The organism is Carbonatibacter coralli, from assembly GCF_039592655.1.
Lineage (GTDB): Bacteria > Pseudomonadota > Alphaproteobacteria > Kiloniellales > Kiloniellaceae > Carbonatibacter > Carbonatibacter coralli.
Genome location: NZ_JBBUTJ010000001.1, coordinates 698804 through 716484, shown reverse-complemented (window position 1 = coordinate 716484; position 17681 = coordinate 698804). Strand labels below are relative to the sequence as shown.

At 54.5% G+C, this 17681-nt stretch carries 19 protein-coding genes and 1 tRNA gene; 7 read left to right on the top strand and 13 right to left on the bottom strand.

Translation table 11 applies throughout. From position 1 onward, the window contains the following. Positions 1 to 252: 252 nt before the first annotated feature. Complete coding sequence (locus AAAH10_RS03285; protein ID WP_343561328.1) at positions 253 to 864, top strand: HNH endonuclease; 612 nt, start codon at positions 253 to 255, stop codon at positions 862 to 864. Between the two features lie 45 nt (positions 865 to 909). On the opposite strand, the gene AAAH10_RS03280 is transcribed toward AAAH10_RS03285, so the two are convergent. Further along, entirely contained in the window at positions 910 to 1269 is a 360-nt protein-coding gene (locus AAAH10_RS03280; protein ID WP_343560504.1) for an HNH endonuclease, read from the bottom strand. A gap of 172 nt (positions 1270 to 1441) precedes the next feature. Between AAAH10_RS03280 and sthA the strand changes: the two genes are divergently transcribed. Continuing rightward, positions 1442 to 2827, top strand: a complete 1386-nt coding sequence (gene sthA / locus AAAH10_RS03275; RefSeq protein ID WP_343560502.1) for a Si-specific NAD(P)(+) transhydrogenase — start codon at positions 1442 to 1444, stop codon at positions 2825 to 2827. A 60-nt stretch (positions 2828 to 2887) separates the two neighbouring features. Here sthA and AAAH10_RS03270 read toward each other — a convergent pair whose 3' ends face one another. Continuing rightward, positions 2888 to 3322, bottom strand: a complete 435-nt coding sequence (locus AAAH10_RS03270) for a DUF1178 family protein (RefSeq protein WP_343560500.1) — start codon at positions 3320 to 3322, stop codon at positions 2888 to 2890. Between the two features lie 142 nt (positions 3323 to 3464). Here AAAH10_RS03270 and AAAH10_RS03265 point away from each other — a divergent pair, with 142 nt between their 5' ends. Then, positions 3465 to 3971: an SAM-dependent methyltransferase gene (locus AAAH10_RS03265; protein WP_343560498.1), complete on the top strand. Its 507-nt coding sequence runs from the start codon at positions 3465 to 3467 to the stop codon at positions 3969 to 3971. A 27-nt stretch (positions 3972 to 3998) separates the two neighbouring features. Here the strand turns inward: AAAH10_RS03265 and AAAH10_RS03260 are convergent, their stop codons facing one another. The 3 genes from AAAH10_RS03260 to AAAH10_RS03250 form a co-directional block, all read right to left on the bottom strand. Further along, complete coding sequence (locus AAAH10_RS03260; RefSeq protein ID WP_343560496.1) at positions 3999 to 4835, bottom strand: carbon-nitrogen hydrolase family protein; 837 nt, start codon at positions 4833 to 4835, stop codon at positions 3999 to 4001. Then, positions 4832 to 5098: a glutaredoxin 3 gene (gene grxC / locus AAAH10_RS03255; protein WP_343560494.1), complete on the bottom strand. Its 267-nt coding sequence runs from the start codon at positions 5096 to 5098 to the stop codon at positions 4832 to 4834. The genes AAAH10_RS03260 and grxC overlap by 4 nt, the downstream gene beginning before the upstream one ends. Before the next feature lie 198 nt (positions 5099 to 5296). Further along, positions 5297 to 6037, bottom strand: coding sequence for a ComF family protein (locus AAAH10_RS03250; protein WP_343560492.1), 741 nt, complete (start codon positions 6035 to 6037; stop codon positions 5297 to 5299). 116 nt (positions 6038 to 6153) lie between these two features. Here AAAH10_RS03250 and AAAH10_RS03245 point away from each other — a divergent pair, with 116 nt between their 5' ends. Then, positions 6154 to 7065 (top strand): methyltransferase domain-containing protein, encoded by a 912-nt coding sequence (locus AAAH10_RS03245; RefSeq protein ID WP_343560490.1) that lies wholly within the window; start codon positions 6154 to 6156, stop codon positions 7063 to 7065. 40 nt (positions 7066 to 7105) lie between these two features. Here the strand turns inward: AAAH10_RS03245 and AAAH10_RS03240 are convergent, their stop codons facing one another. The 5 genes from AAAH10_RS03240 to AAAH10_RS03220 all read right to left on the bottom strand — a co-directional run bounded on the left by AAAH10_RS03240 (position 7106) and on the right by AAAH10_RS03220 (position 11803). Next, entirely contained in the window at positions 7106 to 7372 is a 267-nt protein-coding gene (locus AAAH10_RS03240) for a ribbon-helix-helix domain-containing protein (protein WP_343560488.1), read from the bottom strand. A 185-nt stretch (positions 7373 to 7557) separates the two neighbouring features. Beyond that, entirely contained in the window at positions 7558 to 8013 is a 456-nt protein-coding gene (mutT, locus tag AAAH10_RS03235) for an 8-oxo-dGTP diphosphatase MutT (RefSeq protein ID WP_343560486.1), read from the bottom strand. A gap of 29 nt (positions 8014 to 8042) precedes the next feature. After that, the gene (gene argJ / locus AAAH10_RS03230; protein WP_343560484.1) at positions 8043 to 9230 is read right to left on the bottom strand and encodes a bifunctional glutamate N-acetyltransferase/amino-acid acetyltransferase ArgJ; all 1188 of its coding nucleotides are present in this window, start codon (positions 9228 to 9230) and stop codon (positions 8043 to 8045) included. A 195-nt stretch (positions 9231 to 9425) separates the two neighbouring features. Continuing rightward, positions 9426 to 10310, bottom strand: a complete 885-nt coding sequence (locus AAAH10_RS03225) for a peptidylprolyl isomerase (RefSeq protein ID WP_343560482.1) — start codon at positions 10308 to 10310, stop codon at positions 9426 to 9428. 122 nt (positions 10311 to 10432) lie between these two features. Continuing rightward, entirely contained in the window at positions 10433 to 11803 is a 1371-nt protein-coding gene (locus tag AAAH10_RS03220; protein WP_343560480.1) for a peptidylprolyl isomerase, read from the bottom strand. A 256-nt stretch (positions 11804 to 12059) separates the two neighbouring features. Between AAAH10_RS03220 and secA the strand changes: the two genes are divergently transcribed. After that, positions 12060 to 14792 carry a preprotein translocase subunit SecA gene (gene secA, locus AAAH10_RS03215; protein ID WP_343560478.1) on the top strand — a complete coding sequence of 911 codons (2733 nt, stop codon included), beginning with the start codon at positions 12060 to 12062 and terminating at the stop codon, positions 14790 to 14792. A 104-nt stretch (positions 14793 to 14896) separates the two neighbouring features. Next, entirely contained in the window at positions 14897 to 15289 is a 393-nt protein-coding gene (locus tag AAAH10_RS03210; RefSeq protein WP_343560476.1) for an MAPEG family protein, read from the top strand. A gap of 4 nt (positions 15290 to 15293) precedes the next feature. Here the strand turns inward: AAAH10_RS03210 and AAAH10_RS03205 are convergent, their stop codons facing one another. The 3 genes from AAAH10_RS03205 to AAAH10_RS03195 form a co-directional block, all read right to left on the bottom strand. Further along, entirely contained in the window at positions 15294 to 15815 is a 522-nt protein-coding gene (locus AAAH10_RS03205; protein ID WP_343560474.1) for a disulfide bond formation protein B, read from the bottom strand. Positions 15816 to 15838: 23 nt separating this feature from the next. Then, the gene (locus tag AAAH10_RS03200; protein ID WP_343560472.1) at positions 15839 to 16414 is read right to left on the bottom strand and encodes a YqaA family protein; all 576 of its coding nucleotides are present in this window, start codon (positions 16412 to 16414) and stop codon (positions 15839 to 15841) included. Between the two features lie 71 nt (positions 16415 to 16485). Beyond that, the gene (locus tag AAAH10_RS03195) at positions 16486 to 17013 is read right to left on the bottom strand and encodes a cold-shock protein (RefSeq protein WP_343560470.1); all 528 of its coding nucleotides are present in this window, start codon (positions 17011 to 17013) and stop codon (positions 16486 to 16488) included. A 397-nt stretch (positions 17014 to 17410) separates the two neighbouring features. Between AAAH10_RS03195 and AAAH10_RS03190 the strand changes: the two genes are divergently transcribed. After that, positions 17411 to 17495 (top strand) — tRNA-Leu (locus AAAH10_RS03190). Positions 17496 to 17681 lie beyond the last annotated feature (186 nt).

Here is a 17681-nt window from a genome sequence, read left to right as displayed (position 1 = left end):
AAGGAGGCTCCTTTTTGCTTTTTGGGCTGAAAAGTTCAGGGTTGCAGACTTTTCCTGCAGCCTGGCCTGAAAAAAACGGGTTTTTCAGAATTGTCTTATCTTTGCAATCTCTTTGACAGCACAGTGTCATGATTGCGTGTTTTAAATCTCCCTGACACAAGATGTTGTATTTCAGAGGTGTTCAAGCTACTCTGGAATGGACTGGAGTTGCTGTTTTACCCCTGTCTGGAGAGAGGTGTTCTCGTGGTGTCGATGGCATCAAGACCGACCAATCATCCCGCATTGTTGCTGAACGCGGATTTTCGCCCGCTCAGTTATTTCCCCCTGTCCCTGATTTCGTGGCAGGAGGCCATCAAGTCGGTCTTTCTGGATCGTGTCCAGATCGTCTCGACCTACAGTCGCAGGGTTCATTCGCCCAGCCTTTCCATGGAAATCCCGTCTGTTGTGGCGCTGAAAAGCTTTGTCGATCTTGACCGCAATCCGGCCTTTACCCGTTACAATGTGTTTTTGAGAGACCATTTTTCCTGCCAGTACTGTGGTGTCAGGAAGCCAGTGGAATCGCTGACTTTTGACCATGTGGTACCCCGGTGCCAGGGCGGGCCGACGACTTGGGAGAATGTCACGGCTGCCTGTCAGGACTGCAATCTCTTCAAGGGTGGCCGGTCTCCGCTACAGGCCAATATGCAGCTGCTCAGCGAGCCTCACCGGCCATCTGTCTGGGAGCTGCAGGAAAACGGTCGCTCCTTTCCACCGAACTATCTGCATGAGAGCTGGATGGACTTCCTCTATTGGGACAGCGAGCTCGAGCAGGAAGCCAGCAGTGATGGCTGGTGGCGGATGGCGCGTGATTTTCATCGAAACTGACGGCAGAAGGTTGCGACCTTCTTTTTTTATGCCTTTTGTTCGGGGCTATCTTTTGCGTTTTTTGTTGCGCCCGTAGCGGTTGCCTGATTCCGGCCAGTCCATGTAGCCGGGGTCTTTTTTGCGGACCCAGCTGATGAAACGCTGCATGTCCGGGTGTTCGCGGATTGTCTCGGCGGAATTGTAATATCTTTCCAGTTCGCTGTGGGAGAAAACGCGATGGATCATGCGGTGACAGATTCTGTGCAGGAGGGCGACGTCCCGACCGCCCCTGCTTTTGGGGATCCAGTGATGTCTGTCGACGGTTTCTCCCTGTGGCAGCGGGCGCTCGCAAACGGGACAGCAGGGATTTTCTGTCTCTGAATCGGACTGTTCGAATCTTTCAAAAGGAGTGTGCTTTCGGGGCATGATCTTCTGATCCTTTTGAAGGAAAGGTTCTTTTATATCCGGTTCGGGAGATAAAGAGGAATTTCCTTCACTATTCCTGTTCCCGTCGTTGTTTGTGAGGGCTTTATCATTGAGATTTTTGGCGATTCCGCTATGTTGTTCGTGAATATCTGTAATCTCTGGTCAGGATACCATGGAACGCTATGAACTTGTTGTGATTGGAAGTGGTCCTTCCGGTCGCCGCGCCGCCATTCAGGCTGCAAAATGGAACAAGCGGGTGCTTGTTATCGAAAAATCCCCGGCAATCGGTGGTGTGTCTGTCCATACGGGAACTCTCCCCAGTAAAACACTGCGTGAAACCGTTCTGAACCTCTCGGGTTGGCGAGAGCGTACTTTTTACGGGAAATCCTATCGGGTCAAAGACAACATCACGTCGGACGATCTGCTGGAACGTCTGAACATGACCCTGTCCCACGAGGTCGAGACACTGGAACACCAGTTTGTCCGCAACAAGGTCGACTGGTTGCATGGTCTGGCCCATTTTGTGGATTCCCACACCCTTGAAGTGGTGCATGACGACGGCGAGAGCACGAAGATCCACGGGGACAAGATTCTGATCGCCACAGGGACACATCCGTTCCGCCCGGACTACATTCCGTTCAACGGAACAACGATTATCGACAGTGACGAGATTATCGAGCTGAAGAACCTGCCGAGAAGCATGGCTGTGATTGGCGCCGGTGTTATCGGGATTGAATATGCCACGATTTTCTCTGCGCTGGATGTGGCTGTGACTGTTATCGAGCCGCGGGATTCCATGCTGGACTTTATTGACCGTGAAATCATTGACGAGTTCATGCACCTGTTGCGTTTGCAGAATGTGACGTTCCGCTTTGGCCAGCCGGTTGAGGAAATTGAAACGACCGATAACGGAAGCCACATCGTTCATCTGAAGAACAAGCGTCTGGTCAAGGCTGACATGGTGCTCTTCTCTGCGGGCCGGATGGGAGCAACAAGCAAGCTGGGGCTCGAGGCTGCCGGTGTTACGACCGATCACCGTGGCCGTCTGAAGGTAAACGAGAACTTCCAGACAGATGTGCCGCATATTTATGCGGCGGGTGATGTGATCGGCTTCCCGAGCCTTGCCTCCACCTCGATGGAGCAGGGGCGAATCGTGGCCTGCCATGCCTTTGATCAGGATGCTTATGATGCACCGGAGTATTTCCCGTACGGTATCTATGCTGTTCCCGAGATTTCCACGGTTGGCATGTCGGAGGAAGAGGTGCAGGAGCGTGGCATTCCCTATGAGTGCGGTATCTGTCATTTCCGCGAAACAGCGCGGGGGCAGATCATGGGACTCGAAACAGGGATGATGAAGCTGATCTTCTCCCTGAAAACGCACCGCCTGCTGGGTGTTCACATCGTGGGTGAAGGGGCGACCGAACTGATTCACATTGGTCAGGCTGTCCTGAACCTGAAGGGCACGCTGGAATACTTTGTCGAAAACACCTTCAACTATCCGACGCTTGCTGAAGCCTACAAGGTTGCAGCACTGGATGCCTGGAACCGTATGCCCTGAGAACCCGGGCAGGGCTGGAACAGAAGGAACGGAAAAGGGCGGCTGGTGCTGCCCTTTTTGCTATGCGTCGGATTTCGTCTTTGGGGGAAGGGGCAGGACAGATACACCTTCTTCTGCGAGTGATTTGGCTTCTCCCGGAGTTGTTTCACCATAGATATTGCGCGATTCGCTCTCGCCGTGGTGAATCTTGCGGGCCTCCTGCGCAAAGCTGCTGCCAACATAGTCGAAGTTTTTCTCGACCGTTTTGTGCAGTTCTTCGATGGCCTGCCGGGTCGTCAGGGCTTCGTGTTGTGTTTCTGTCTTGGCCTGATCAAGGGATTTTTTCTGCTTGCTCGTCTGGATGTTCGGAGCCATCAGGGCTTTTGATACGGTTTTGGACAGGCAGGTCGGGCATTCCACGGCCTGGAGTTCAACCTGCTTTTCGAAGGCTTCGGAATCCTTGAACCAGGCTTCAAAAACATGCCCATTTTCACAGATCAGATCGAAGAGAATCATGAATGTCGGTCCAGAAAGCCTCTATCCCGGTCCTCTCGGGAAGCAAAAGGGTGTTGAACAGTTGACATGGTTATGGCTTGTCTGTCGGGCAAGAGCAAGTCAGTTTTGTGACTGTTAATCCCCTGTGAGCAGGAGCCCAAAAGTGAATCAGGTTTCCCCGTGGATCATGGAGCATTCGGCACTTCTGGAGCCGGATTGCCGTGTGCTGGATCTGGCTTGTGGCCGTGGTCGGCACACCCGGTTTTTTTTGATGAACGGTCATGCCGTAACGGCTGTGGACCGGGATTTGAGTGGTGTGGCCGATCTGGAGGGCTATCCCAATCTGGAATTGCTGGAAGAAGATCTCGAAAGCGGCCGTGCACCTTCTTTTGCAAGGCAGCGCTTTGGCGCTGTGGTGGTGACAAATTATCTTTTCAGGCCGCTGCTGGAGCTTTTGCCGGATCTTCTCACAGAGGGTGGCTTCCTGATTTATGAAACCTTTATGGCTGGACAGGAAAAGCACGGCCGTCCGGCCAATCCCGATTTTCTGTTGCAGCCCCAGGAGCTGCTGGGGCTTTGCGCCGGGCGCCTGCGGGTCAGGCACTATCAGGAAGTCGAGAATCCTGCCGGGCCTGTGTTGCAGCGGGTCTGTGCAGTTCGGGAGTCTTGAGGCCGGAGCGATCCGGCTGGTTGTCCGTCAGAGTGAAAAGGCCTGGTCGTTGTTGAGCGAGGGAACCATGTTTCTGGCCTGTTGGACACGCTCAAGATCAAGCTCTGCCGTAATGACACAGGGGGCTTCGCCTGCTTCTTCCAGAACTTCGCCCCAGGGGGCAACGATGATGGAATGACCATAGGTTTCGCGGCCTTCAGCATGTGTGCCGCACTGACCGGCGGAAACAACGAAACATCCTGTTTCAATGGCCCGGGCGCGCTGAAGAACAGACCAGTGCGCCTGTCCGGTAAAGCGTGTAAAGGCGGCGGGGGCCGTCAGAATGTCCGCTCCTGCCTTTGCCAGGGAGCGGTAAAGGGCTCCGAAGCGAACATCGTAGCAGATTGTCATGCCCAGCTTCAGACCGACATGGTCCGGTGTGTCAATCCCTGTCAGAACGGCTTGTTTGCCGGCTTCAAAGGTTGCTGACTCCTGATAGCGCTGGCCATCGGGAATGTCGACATCGAACATGTGGATCTTGTCATAACGCGCTGTGATCCTGCCTTCGGGAGAAATCATGTAACCACGGTTGGCTGCTTTTTCCTGATCGGGCAATCCCACAATCAGCGAGCCGATGTGGAGCCAGATGCCCAGCTCTGCGGCGAGGGCCTGGAAGGCCTGAAGAGCCGGGTGCTCTTCTTCTGGCCAGGCTTTCGCCAGCAGAAGCTTTTTGCTTGGCTCCATCATTGACGTACATTCAGGGGTCTGAATGTAGGAGGCTCCTCTTGCCTGTGCCTCGCGAATCAGTTCCGAGGCCATCGCGACGGATGGAGCATCCTCCCGATCTGCAGTCATTTGAACACAGGCAACAGTGAGCTTTGTCATGCGGCATTTCCATTCAGCAATGCATCCAGCTTGCCGTCAGCTTCCATCTCCATCAGATCGTCGCAGCCACCGACGTGGGTTGCGCCGATGAAGATCTGTGGCACTGTGCGGCGACCGTTTGCTTTTTCGATCATTTCGCGCTTGCGCAATGGCTGCATCATCACATCGATTTCCTCAAAGGTCACGCCTTTGGACTTCAGAAGCTTCTTGGCGCGTGTGCAAAAGGGGCACAGCATGCTGGAATACATTACAACGTTGGTCATCTCTTATCCTCTCAAACCCGGAGTCTTCACTCCTCTTCCGACAGAATTTAAGCGTTCTGCCGGGAATGTACAGGGGGCATGAAGCCTGAAAGAAACAAAGGCTCCGAATTTCTGATTGCCTTCCTGTTGGTAGACATAAGGATGACCTATCGATTTTGCTATTTCAATGCACCACACAAATTCGTGATTTTTCATGGATCAGCTGCCGGGCAAAACGCGGGCGACTGTGAGAACCCTGACCTTTTGTGCGCCTGCCCTTAGCAGGGCTTTGCTACAGCTTTCCGCCGTTGCGCCGGTTGTATGGACGTCATCGATCAGGAGTACGGATTTGTTTTGCAGCACCTCTTTGTATCGGGAAGGACAGTTGAAGGCTCCGGCAACATTCCTTTGTCTTCCCTCCCTGCTGAACAGCCCCTGGTTTTCTGTTTTCCTGTGGCGGAGCAGCAGATTGCCTTTCCAGGGGATACCGGTTTTGCGGGAGAGGGCAGAGGCCAGCAGGGCTGACTGGTTGTAGCGTCTTTTGAGAAGGCGGGAGCGATGCAGGGGAACCGGAATGATAAGGTCTGAAGCTTCCAGAAGCTCTGTTCCGGCCTGATAGAGCCACTGTGCAAGCAGTGCAGCGCTGTCTGTCCGGTCGGCGTGTTTGAAGCGCAGGATGACGGGCTTGCTGGCTTCATCGTAGACAAGAGCGGAACGACAGGCCGTATAGGGTGGCGGGGAGGCAATGCAGCGCCCGCACAGAGTGTTTTGCTGTTGCCGGCTGTCCGTGAAGGGCAGGCCGCAGCATCTGCATTGCGGGCTGTGGAGAAAGCTTAAGGCTTCCCAGCAGGTTGGACAGAGGGCAAGGGGATCGCGTGTTTCGACCTCGCAGTTCAGGCAGCGGGGCGGCAGGCAGAGGTCGAGCAGTCTGTTTGGTATTGCCTTGAAAAGATGAAGCATTGCCCTGCAATGATAGGTGCGGGCGGCAAAATTTAAAACCGGACTTTTTTCATTAGGGGGTGACGAAGCAGGTCGGCAAACGTACATAGTGCAGAGAGGTTTTTCGGGAGAGAGCAATGGATCAGGCACAGATTTTTGACAGGAAAGCTGTTTTGCAGCATCGAAAACGCGCTGCTGCAGATTTTGGCCGCTACGATTTTCTCTATCGTGAAGTCGCGGATCGTCTGGCCGACCGTTTGCTGGACTTTTCCCGTCCCTTCCCCTGTGCTCTCGAGATCGGTTCCCGTCAGGGCATACTGGCGGGGATGCTTGAGGGACGGGGAGGCGTTCGCGAACTGCTCGAAATGAACCCCTGTGGAACGGATGCGGAACAGGTCGGACGCAAGACGGGAGATTGTTCAATCCGGACTGTTGTGGCGGATGATGAAGTGCTGCCCTTTGGCGAACGGCAGTTTGATTTGATCATCAGTAATCTCGCCCTTCATTGGGTCAATGACCTGCCGGGACTGTTACTGCAGGTTAACCGCTGTCTCAGGCCGGACGGTTTTTTCCTGGCTTCCATGTTTGGCGGGGAGACCCTGAAGGAACTCCGGTCAGCTTTGATGGATGCCGAAATGGAAGTGGAGGGCGGTGTGTCTCCGCGCGTTTCCCCGTTCGTTGACGTGCGGGATGCGGGTGGCCTGCTCCAGAGAGCCGGATTTGCCCTGCCTGTTGCGGATTTTGATACCCTGAGTGTGACCTATGCCTCTGCACTGGAGCTTATGAAGGATTTGCGCGGCATGGGAGAGGCAAATGCTGTTCTTGCCCGACGCAAGACCCTGATGCGCAAGGAAACCCTGTTCAGGGCGGCCGAGCTTTACCACGAACGCTTCTCGGATGGTGAAGGGCGGATAACAGCGTCTTTTGATGTTGTCTATCTGGGAGGCTGGCGTCCGGATCAGACAGCTCAGCAACAGCCCCTGCGTCCGGGATCTGCGGTACAGAAGCTGACGGATCTTTTTATGAAGGAGCCTGATGAAAGGGATTGATCCCTTCGCAGAACTCTGGATCCGTTGTAAGGGGAAGAGGTCAGACAATGTCCTCAAGTGTGCCGTGCCCTGCGTTTTCGTGACCCAGTTCCGTTGCGGCCGAGCGGAAATACATCAGAACAAAAACGCGCACAGCAGCAGCCATTGAGGATTCCTGGCGCTGCTTGTTGATCATGCTCCCCAGCTGGTTCAGCGTGTAGCCCTCGCGAACACAGATTTCTTCAAGGGCCTCCCAGACATCTGCTTCCAGTCTGAGAGACGTGCGATGACCGTTGAGTGTAATATTGCGAACAACCTGTCTGGACATTGGATCTAATGCAACTTTCGAATCTGTTTTATTGTTTTGTTTAAGCAGTTTCTTCGTCGCTGTGCGGACTACACTTGCAGAGCTTTCAACTGTTGGGCGAACAGGCCCGAAAAAAAAGAAGGTATCTGTCTCCTTCTGTGGCTGCAAGAAAAACCTGTCAGGCCTGTTCACGGCAAGTTTGTGTTTTATAGCAACTCTCTAATTAAAGCAACCAGAGGTTCATCAGCTTCCGGCATGGGGTAGTCCCGCAGTTGATTCAGATGAACCCACTTGATGTTCTGGCCTTCCTGGGGGGCGACAATTCCGTCCCAGATCCGGCAGGCAAAAAGAGGCATCAGCAGGTGAAAATCGTCATAGCTGTGAGAGGCAAAGGCAATGGGCGCCAGACAGGAGGTGCGGGTATCTATGCCCAGTTCCTCCTGAAGCTCGCGGACAAGAGCCTGCTCCGGTGTTTCGCCGGGATCAACCTTGCCGCCGGGGAACTCCCAGAGACCGGCCATGGCTTTGCCTTCGGGACGCTGCGCCAGAAGAATGCGTCCATCGGTATCAATGAGGGCAGCTGCAGCAACCAGCACGATTTTTTGAGGTGTTTCCTGGCGTTGGTCGGCGGACCAGCAGCCGCCCATTTCTGTTTCTGACATTGTTTCTCGCTGTCTGTGCGTTGTCTGGCCTAGCTGCGGTAGTCACCATTGATGGTGATATAGCCGTGTGTCAGATCACAGGTCCAGACCTTGCCACTGCCGGAACCGACACCGACGTCCACGGAGATCGAGATGTTCTGTCCACGCATGTGCTCTGTCACAGGGGCTTCGTCATAGCCTTCGACGGCGCCACCGTTGCTGGCGATGGTCACACCACCCATTGCGATGGTCAGCTTGTCACGATCCGCGCGCTGGCCTGACTTGCCGACGGCCATCACAACACGTCCCCAGTTTGCGTCTTCACCGGCGATGGCTGTCTTGACCAGGGGCGAATTGGCAATGCTCAGTCCGATAGCGCGGGCGGCTTCTTCGCTTTCGGCACCCGTAACCTCGATTTCAACGAACTTGCTTGCCCCTTCGCCATCTTTCACAACCTGATGGGACAGATCCCGGAGCAGATCAAAGAGCGCTGCCCTGAAGTCAGCCAGTTCAGGTGAGGAAGCGGAAGCAATGTCTCCGTTGTTCACCGCACCGCTTGCTGCCATCAGGAGGGTGTCACTTGTCGAGGTGTCACTGTCGACGGTGATCGCATTGAAGGACTGGTCAGCGCCTTCGCGGATCAGCTCCTGAACAACGGAGGCCGGGAGTTTTGCATCGGTTGCAACGAATGCCAGCATTGTCGCCATATCCGGCGCAATCATGCCGGAACCTTTGGAGATGCCGTTGATTGTGACGGTTGCGCCATTGATAACAGCGGTGCGGGAGGCACCCTTGTGAAAGGTATCTGTGGTCATGATGGCTTTGGCAGCCTCTTCCCAGAGATTGCCGGTTTGCTGATCCTGCAAACCGGCCAGATTGTCCAGGATGCCTTTGATGGGCAGCAGTTCTCCAATGACGCCGGTAGAGGCCATGTAAACCTCGCTGACATCGCATCCGAGCTGTCGGGCTGTTGCCTCCAGAACCTCTTCTGTCACCCTGCGTCCCGCAACCCCTGTAAAGGCGTTGGAGTTTCCGGAATTCACGACGATGGCTCTGACCTGTCCCTTTTTCAGGTGCTCCCTGCAAAGCTCCACAGGGGCGGAGGCTGTCAGGGATTTGGTCAGAACACCACCGATTGTGGCGCCCGGCTCAAAGGTCATCAGCAGCAGGTCTGTTCTGCCCTGGTATTTGATGCCAGCCATTGCAGTTGCCATGGAGACACCTTTTACCGATGGCATCTTCGGGAAGAATTCTGGTGCGAGGGGAGACTTTGGCAGATCCATCGGGAAAGACCTTTCGAACAGGGGCACATTTGGAAAATTTGCGGGAACGTTGCCCTAAAGAAGAGCGCTTTGCAAGACGGGAAATCCGGGTAAAGAAAAAGCCGGAACCCGAGAGAGGCACCGGCTTTTTCCAAATGATTCAGAGCAGGGTTACTCTGTTTTGTTTTCTTCGCTGGCTGCTTCGGCAGGCTTGTTCAGCAGGATTTCAATCTGGGCGCCGTTCTTGAGTTCGGCGACAAGGGCTTCATAGGCTTCGCGAGAAAGCTGCTGTTTCAGCTGCTGTTCCAGTTCTTCATAGGAAGGGTGCTGGCTTTCCCGCTCGTCTTCCACCTTGATAACGTGCCAGCCGAACTGCGTTCTGACGGGTTCGCTGGAGTGATCACCCGGTTTCATGGAAAAGGCTGCTGCAGAGAACTCGGGAACCATTCGGGCTGCTGTGAAGTAGCCCAGATCACCGCCGTTCGGTGCGCTCGGGCCGATGGAGTTTTCACGGGCCAGTTCGACAAAGTCTGCACCGCCATCCAGCTCTGCAATCAGCTTTTGGGCTTCTTCCTCGCTTTCAACAAGAATATGTCGGGCGGAAACCTCACGCTCTGTCGGTGTGTTGTTCAGATAGTCTTCATAGGCTTTTTTGATAGCGGCATCATCTACGCGCTTGTCAAATTCACCCGTGACGAAAACCTCTGCAAGGATGTTGTTGCGTGATGCCTCCAGACGCTTGGCGACGTCGGGTGTCTGATCCAGTTTTGCGTTCTCGGCAGCCTGAACCATCAGTTTGAGATCAACGATCTGGTCAATCAGGGCAGGCAAAAGGACATCCAGCTGATCTTCCGGGAGATCAGAGGCAAGGGCCAGCACATCATTTCGTGTGAGGTCTTCGCCATTGATCCGTGCAACAACAGTGCTGGTGTCTTCCTGAACGGTTTCAGCCACCTGTTGGGAGGCCTCCATGCCGCGATAGCTGTATCCGCCATAGGCTCCAACGCCCAGTGCAATGACGGAAACGACAGGGATCAGGAGGGATTTTGCTGACATGGAGCTTTCCTTAAAGGCAATGGAATTGTGCCAGAGAGTTTGGGGTGGGAACAGCAGGAGTGCAAGGTTTAAAGTGTGACGATTCCAAGGCTTTTTCAGCAACAGCTGTCACAGGAATGAATTCATTCCTTCGGGAAAACCTTGAGATCGCTGTTTTCTCTCAGTTCCCTGAGGCGGGTGCTGAGGGTCTCCTTGGCCAGTTCCCTGAACAGTTCCTGTCTGATGTCATTGTACTCGGGAATTTTCTGACCTCTGCGCTCATCGAGGCGGATGATGTGATAGCCGAAATCCGTGATAACGGGTGTGCTTGTGATCTCGCCGACATCGAGTGCAAAAACGGCGTTGGCAAAACCCGTTTCCATATCCTCGCGTTTGAACCAGCCCAGATCCCCACCCCTTGCGGCAGAGCTGGCCTGTGAAAAACGCTGGGAAATGAGGTCAAAATCCGCCCCGTTCTGAAGGGACCGGATCAGGGCCAGAGCCTGATCCCTGTCTTCAAGGATAATGTGGCGCGCGCGCACTTCTTCCTGTGTCTTGAGTTCCCGGACTGTTCGGAGATAGCGGTCATAGACCATGGCTGCAGTGATCCCGGCTTCGATTTCCTGCTCGATGAAATCCCTTCTGTAGACAAGGTCTGTTGTGCGCCGGATTCGCCTTTTGATTTCATTTTCCTCTTCCTTTTCCCGTTCAAGCTTGCGGCTGGCAATGGAAAGAAGCTTGAGGTCGATTGACCGGTCAATCAGAACGGGGAAGAGGTTCTCGATATCCTGTTTGACGTGCTCCGGCAGGCGCCTGGCCTGATCCATGACGTCGCGCCAGGTGATATCCTCGTCTTCGACAGAAGCGACAACAGGGTTCTCCCTGACAAGTCTGTCAATCTCGGCCTGAACAGCGGGAGCAACCGGGAAATCATAGCGATTTTCCCTGGTCAGGGGAGCCAGCTCGAGGGTTGTGTTCTGTGCTACGGTCTGCTGCGCCTTCTGTGCGCCGCCGGAAGGAACGGCCGGAAGGGCTTCCAGCGTATTGAGCGGCACTGTTTTTGTTTCTGGTACAACATCCAGAGTTGTCGTCTGGAGAGGGGTTACCTCTCGGCGTGTTTCCGGAGTTACCTCTTTTTGTTCTGTGGCTTCATCAGAAACATTGGGGGCTGTGTTTTCAGGGTTTTCCTCCGGAAGTTCCGTTTCTGGAGCAGCCTGTTCATCTGTGACAGGTTGCTCGTCAGAAGGCCCGGCTTCCGGTTGAGGTTCGGTTTCCCGCGTCAGGCTTTCCTCTTCGATCTCTTCTTCGAGTTCTTCCTCGTCGTCAGCGTCCCGGAGACTGGTTGCTTCCAGAAACCATTTGATCAGCTTGCCACCGTCCTTTTTTTGCTGGATACGCCAGTCCTCTTCCTCGGCAGCAGCTGAACGGCTCAGAGGCGTTGCTTCCATGAGGAAAAGCGAGAAAAGAACGAGTGTAAGAAGGCCGGTCTGGCGCATGATTGTGTGATCTTTCACTGTTTAAACCCGGTCCCAAGCTGCTCTGTGGACCCTCTGGCGTCAAGAAGATAAAGACGGCTTTGCGACAAGCTTCTATGACAGTAATCAGACAGAAAAGGGGCAAAGGGCAATAATAATCGTATATTTAGCTGACAAGAGGGTGAGCGAAGAGGGTTCGCGTTGACATCGGGGGGCTTGGGCCCTATCTCTCAATAGACTTTTTTTCAGAGGGGTCTTTGCCCCGTCCATCAGAATAGTATTTAAGAGGTTCTTCATGTTCGGCTCTATCGTCAAACGCCTGTTTGGCACAGCCAACGATCGTTTCATCAAGGGATTGGATCCGATTGTTACAGCCATTAACGCAATGGAGCCTGAACTGAAGGCGCTGGATGATGATGCGCTGAAAGCCCAGACAGAAAAACTGCGGGGGCGTCTGGCCGCAGGAGAAAGTCTGGATGATATTCTGCCGGAAGCTTTTGCAACAGTCCGTGAAGTGTCCCAGAGGACACTGGGCTTGCGCCATTTCGATGTTCAGATGATGGGGGGCGTTGTGCTCCACAGGGGCATGATTCCCGAGATGGCAACAGGTGAGGGAAAGACACTGGTTGCAACCCTGCCTGTCTATCTGAATGCGCTGGAAGGCAAGGGCGTTCACGTTGTGACGGTGAACGACTATCTGGCCCGCCGTGATGCCGAATGGATGGGGCAGATCTACAGCTATCTGGGCCTGAATGTCGGTGTCGTGCACCCGGGTGTTTCCGAAGAGGAACGTCAGGCAGCCTATGCTGCAGACATCACCTATGGCACGAACAATGAACTGGGTTTCGATTACCTGCGTGACAACATGAAGTTTTCCGCAGATCAACTGGTTCAGCGTCCGTTCAACTTTGCGATTGTGGACGAGGTCGACTCGATCCTGATTGACGAGGCCCGGACGCCTCTGGTGATTTCCGGTCCGGCCGAGGACTCCTCTGACCAGTATGTGACACTGGACAGCTTTATTCCCCTTCTGGAGGCGGAAGAGCACTACGAGCTGGACGAGAAATCCCGTTCCGTAACCCTGACAGAAGCGGGAACCGAGTTTCTGGAGGAACGCCTGCTGGAAGCCGGTGTGATGGAAAGCGGTTCGCTCTATGACATCCAGAATGTCAACACGCTTCACCACGTGAATCAGGCCCTGCGTGCGCACAAGGTTTTCCACAAGGACAAGGATTATCTCGTCAAGGACGACAAGGTCGTGATCATCGACGAGTTTACAGGCCGGATGATGGAAGGCCGTCGCTTTGGCGAGGGGCTGCACCAGGCGCTGGAAGCAAAGGAACGGGTGAACATTCAGCGTGAAAACCAGACCCTGGCCTCGATCACCTTCCAGAATTTCTTCCGTCTTTATCCAAAGCTTTCCGGCATGACTGGTACAGCCATGACCGAGGCCGAGGAATTTTCCTCCATCTACGGTCTGGATGTAGTGACGATCCCGACGAACCTGCCTGTGACCCGTGTGGATCACCATGACGAAGTTTATCGGACAGAGCGTGAAAAGCTGAACGCCATCATTGCCCAGATCAAGGAATGCCGCGAACGCCAGCAACCTGTTCTGGTTGGTACGGTTTCCATTGAAAAGTCAGAGTACATCGGGAAGCTCCTGACGCAGGAAAAGATCCCGCACAGCATCCTGAACGCCCGGTTCCATGAACAGGAAGCCTACATTGTGGCGCAGGCCGGTGCTCCGGGTTCGGTGACAATTGCAACCAACATGGCCGGTCGTGGAACAGACATCAAGCTGGGTGGTAATGCCGAAATGCGTGTCCTTCACGAGACCGCGGGCATGACCGACGAGGCGGCACGGGCCAAACGCATTGCCGAAATCGAGGTAGAGGTCCGCGAGGGTGGCGAGACTGTCCGCAATGCCGGCGGTCTTTTCGTCATTTCTTCCGAGCGCCATGAGAGCCGTCGTATCGACAATCAGCTGCGCGGACGTTCCGGGCGTCAGTCCGATCCGGGTGCGTCCAAGTTCTTCCTGAGCCTCGAGGATGACCTGATGCGCATCTTCGGTTCGGAACGCATGGACACCGTGCTGCAGAAACTGGGTCTGGAAGACGGTGAGGCGATTGTCCACCCCTGGGTGAATCGTGCGCTGGAAAAGGCGCAGCACAAGGTGGAACAGCGTAACTTTGATATTCGCAAGAACCTGCTGAAGTTCGATGACGTGATGAATGACCAGCGGAAGGTTGTTTACGAACAGCGCCGCGAGATCATGTCTGCCGAGAATGTGCAGGAGACCGTCAGCGACATGCGCCACGAGGTGATCGAGGATCTGGTTGCACGCTGCATCCCGCCGAATGCCTATCCGGAACAGTGGGAACTGGATACCCTTCACGAGGAATGTTCGCGCATTTTCGGTGCTGACATGCCAGTGAGGGAATGGGCCGAGGAAGAAGGCATTGCCGATGCTGAAGTGATTGATCGTATCAAGCGCTACAGTGACGAAAAAATTGCGGCCAAGACTGCAAACTACTCTGCAGAGGTCATGCGCAATCTGGAGCAGCAGCTTTTGTTGATGGTTCTGGACAAACAGTGGAAAGAGCACCTTTTGTCCCTGGATCATCTGCGTCAGGCGGTTCAGCTGCGGGCCTATGGTCAGCGCAATCCGCTGGATGAATACAAGCGTGAAGCCTTTGACATGTTTGAAGCCATGCTGGGGTCTATCCGTGATGAGCTGGCCATGCTGCTGCATCGTTTCGAACTGCAGGCGCATCAGGCCCCGGAAGTTCCCCGTCAGGCCGGTCCGATGCAGGAAGGCAATGCCGATCCTGCCATGGCACCGAACCGCCCTGGTCCGGCCCGTAACCGGTCTTCTGTCTTTGGTGCAGGAGCTGCTGCCGGAGGAGCCGCTGTGGCCGAGATTGATCCGGAAAACCCGGAAACCTGGGGCAAGGTTAGCCGCAATGCACCCTGCCCCTGTGGTTCCGGCAAGAAATACAAGCAGTGTCACGGCAAGCTGAATTGATTTGATCCGTGACATGATCGCTGCCGTACCGGTTCGTAGGATACGATGGCGGAATTTTCGAAGGGGCTGCAGGGTGCGGCCCCTTTTTGTCAGGGGAAAAGGTCATGCTTTTGAAGATTGTACCGCTCTATGCGTCCCTGCTTGTCTGTCTCTATCTGGTTCTTGCGTTCAGAACCATCCGCTTGAGACGGATCTTTCGTGCTGCTGTCGGTGATCAGGGGCAGATGACACTGGCGCGGGCTGTTCGCGCTCACGGGAACTTTGCCGAGTATGTTCCGCTGGCCTTGCTTCTATTGGCCTTTCTGGAGCTGAACGGTGCTTCAGGCCTTCTGTTGCACGGACTGGGAGTCTTGCTCCTTGCAGGGCGTCTGTTCCACTCCCGGGCTGTGTCGCAGCCTGATGAGCCGATCCGGCTGCGCGTTCTGGGCATGGCTCTGACCTTCACAGTGCTGATCAGCGCTGCGGTCGGGAACGTCCTGCTTGTGGCCGGTTCGTGAGTTTTCAGGACGGCTTCAGGCTGCGCCGCAGCAGATAGAGGCTGGCAAGGCAGAGGCCCAGAGACAGGATGACATTCCATCCCGCCATGGACAGACCCAGAAAATCCCACGGGATCTGATCACAGCGAGCAAAGGGGCGGGACAGAAGATCCGCAGCCAGATCCTCTACGGAGAGGGAAAGGTCCAGTGGTTCCCCCTGGCACTGGGAGGAACCTTCCCACCAGAGGTGTTCGACCCCGACATGGAAGAAGGCTGTTGCTGCGCCACCCAGAAAGGACAGCGCGCTGCCGGCCAGGGAAAGGTTCCTGAGCGAGGGGTTGCCTTTGAAGCCAAAGGCCATGACGGCAAAGGCCATGGCGGCTCCATAGGCATAGCGCTGATAGATGCAGAGGACACAGGGAAACAGCCCGCCGAAATACTGGAAACCCAGTGCCGAGAGCAGGATGGCCCCGGATGCTGCAAAGAGGAGCAGAGCGCCTACGCCGCTTTCAGGGTTCAAGGCCTGTTTTTTCAAGGATGCAATCATGTCCTGTCCCCCGTTGGATCGTCCTAGATGTACTTGAGAAGGGCAAAGCTGCCGATCAGCAAGACAAAGAAAAGTGTTGCCAGAATATTGAGGTACTTTTCAATAAAGGCTTTGATGGGTGTGCCAAAATGCCAGAGCAGAGCTGCGAGCAGGAAGAAGCGCGCGCCGCGTGACAGGACCGAGGAGACGGTAAAGACCCCCAGATTCAGATCCAGCGCTCCGGAAGCGATGGTGATGACCTTGTAAGGGAAGGGGGTAAAGCCTGCGCCTGCGACAATCCACGCGCCCCATTCCTGATATCCCGTGCGGAATTCCTCAAGATAGGCACCCTTGCCATAGAAATCGATGACCGGTTTGCCGATCTGTTCAAAAAGCAGTGCGCCGATACCGTAACCAAGCATTCCGCCCAGTACTGAACCAATGGTCGCGAGCAGGGCGATTTTCCACGCCTTTTCACGGGCAGCCAGAATCATGGGGATGATCAGAACATCCGGCGGGATGGGGAAAACAGAGCTTTCGATAAAGGCGACAAGTCCGAGCGCCAGCAAGGCGTGGGGATGAGCAGCCAGGCTCAGGGTCCAGTCATAGATTCGACGCACTGTCTTTTCCTGTAATGGTCAAAAAAACAGCGCCCGCCTGATGGGGGCGCTGTCTTCAGATAAACTTTTGTTCAGGCCAGTTCAACCACTTTGGCCAGAAGACCCTTGCCACCTTCTTCGGCCTGCAGGCGAACACGTTGCCCCTGCGTGACCTGAAAGATCCCAGATTTTTCCAGGATACGGGCTGAAACAAAGACGTCCTTGGTCGGGTCGCTGTCCAGCGTGATGAAGCCGTAGCCCTTGTCCCCGTTGAAGAACTTGATCTGCCCTTCAAGGACATCGCTCTCGGAACCGGCCTCCAGCGGAGGAGGAGGCGTCGGGATGGACAGAACTTCATGGATGACCAGAACCTGCAGGCCCTTTGGTCCTGCTTCAATGTCGCAGCGAACCATGGAGCCTTCGGGCAGGGACTGATGTCCGGTGGGTTCCAGAACGGAAGCGTGCAGGAAGGCGTCCGGCTTGCCGTTTCCGGGTTGAACAAAGCCGAATCCCTTGGTTACGTTGAACCACTTGATGCGAGCTGTGCATTCTTCATAGGTTGTAGCAGTGCTGTCAGAGCCTGCCGAACCGCTTTTGGCTTGATCGATAATATCGAGCATTCTTTTCTCCAGCCTGTCTTCTTTTTGTCTGCGGTTTTTGTTTGCGAGTGTCCGTCAGACTCTTATGTTGCGCTGTTGATTTATAATTTCTCAGGGGTCTGTGACAGAAATTCAAGAGGTCTGTCTGGTTTGTTTTCCAGGCAATACTTCCGTATCGCTGCACTATCTCCCTGTTGATGCAGATCTTTGCCGTTCTTTTTTTGGTGCATTAATCTACCTATCTTTCAACCATATGTGCGTATAAATATCAAGAGTTGTGCAGTCAATTTGGTGTAAAATAGCAAAAAAAATGATTCTTTTTAAAAGCCTGCTTGCATCATCCCCTGCTTTGAGTAATATGCGGCACCAGACCGGAATACCCTGAAGAACCAGTGTTTTTCCGGCCCTTGCACAAGGGGCCCCTGTGGCGGAATTGGTAGACGCGACGGATTCAAAATCCGTTGTCTTCGGACGTGCCTGTTCGAGTCAGGCCAGGGGCACCAATGCAGCTGTAAAAGAGAGGATGCCTGAAACAGGTAGACCTCTTTTTTTGTGCCTGAAACCCTTTGTTTTCTATGGTGTTTGTCGCCTTGTGTAAGCGATCTTTGACTTGTATCTCATTTTCAATATCTGGACATTTTGGGGTGTTTTGGGGTACTTCCGGGCATAATTTACGAATGAATTACGAA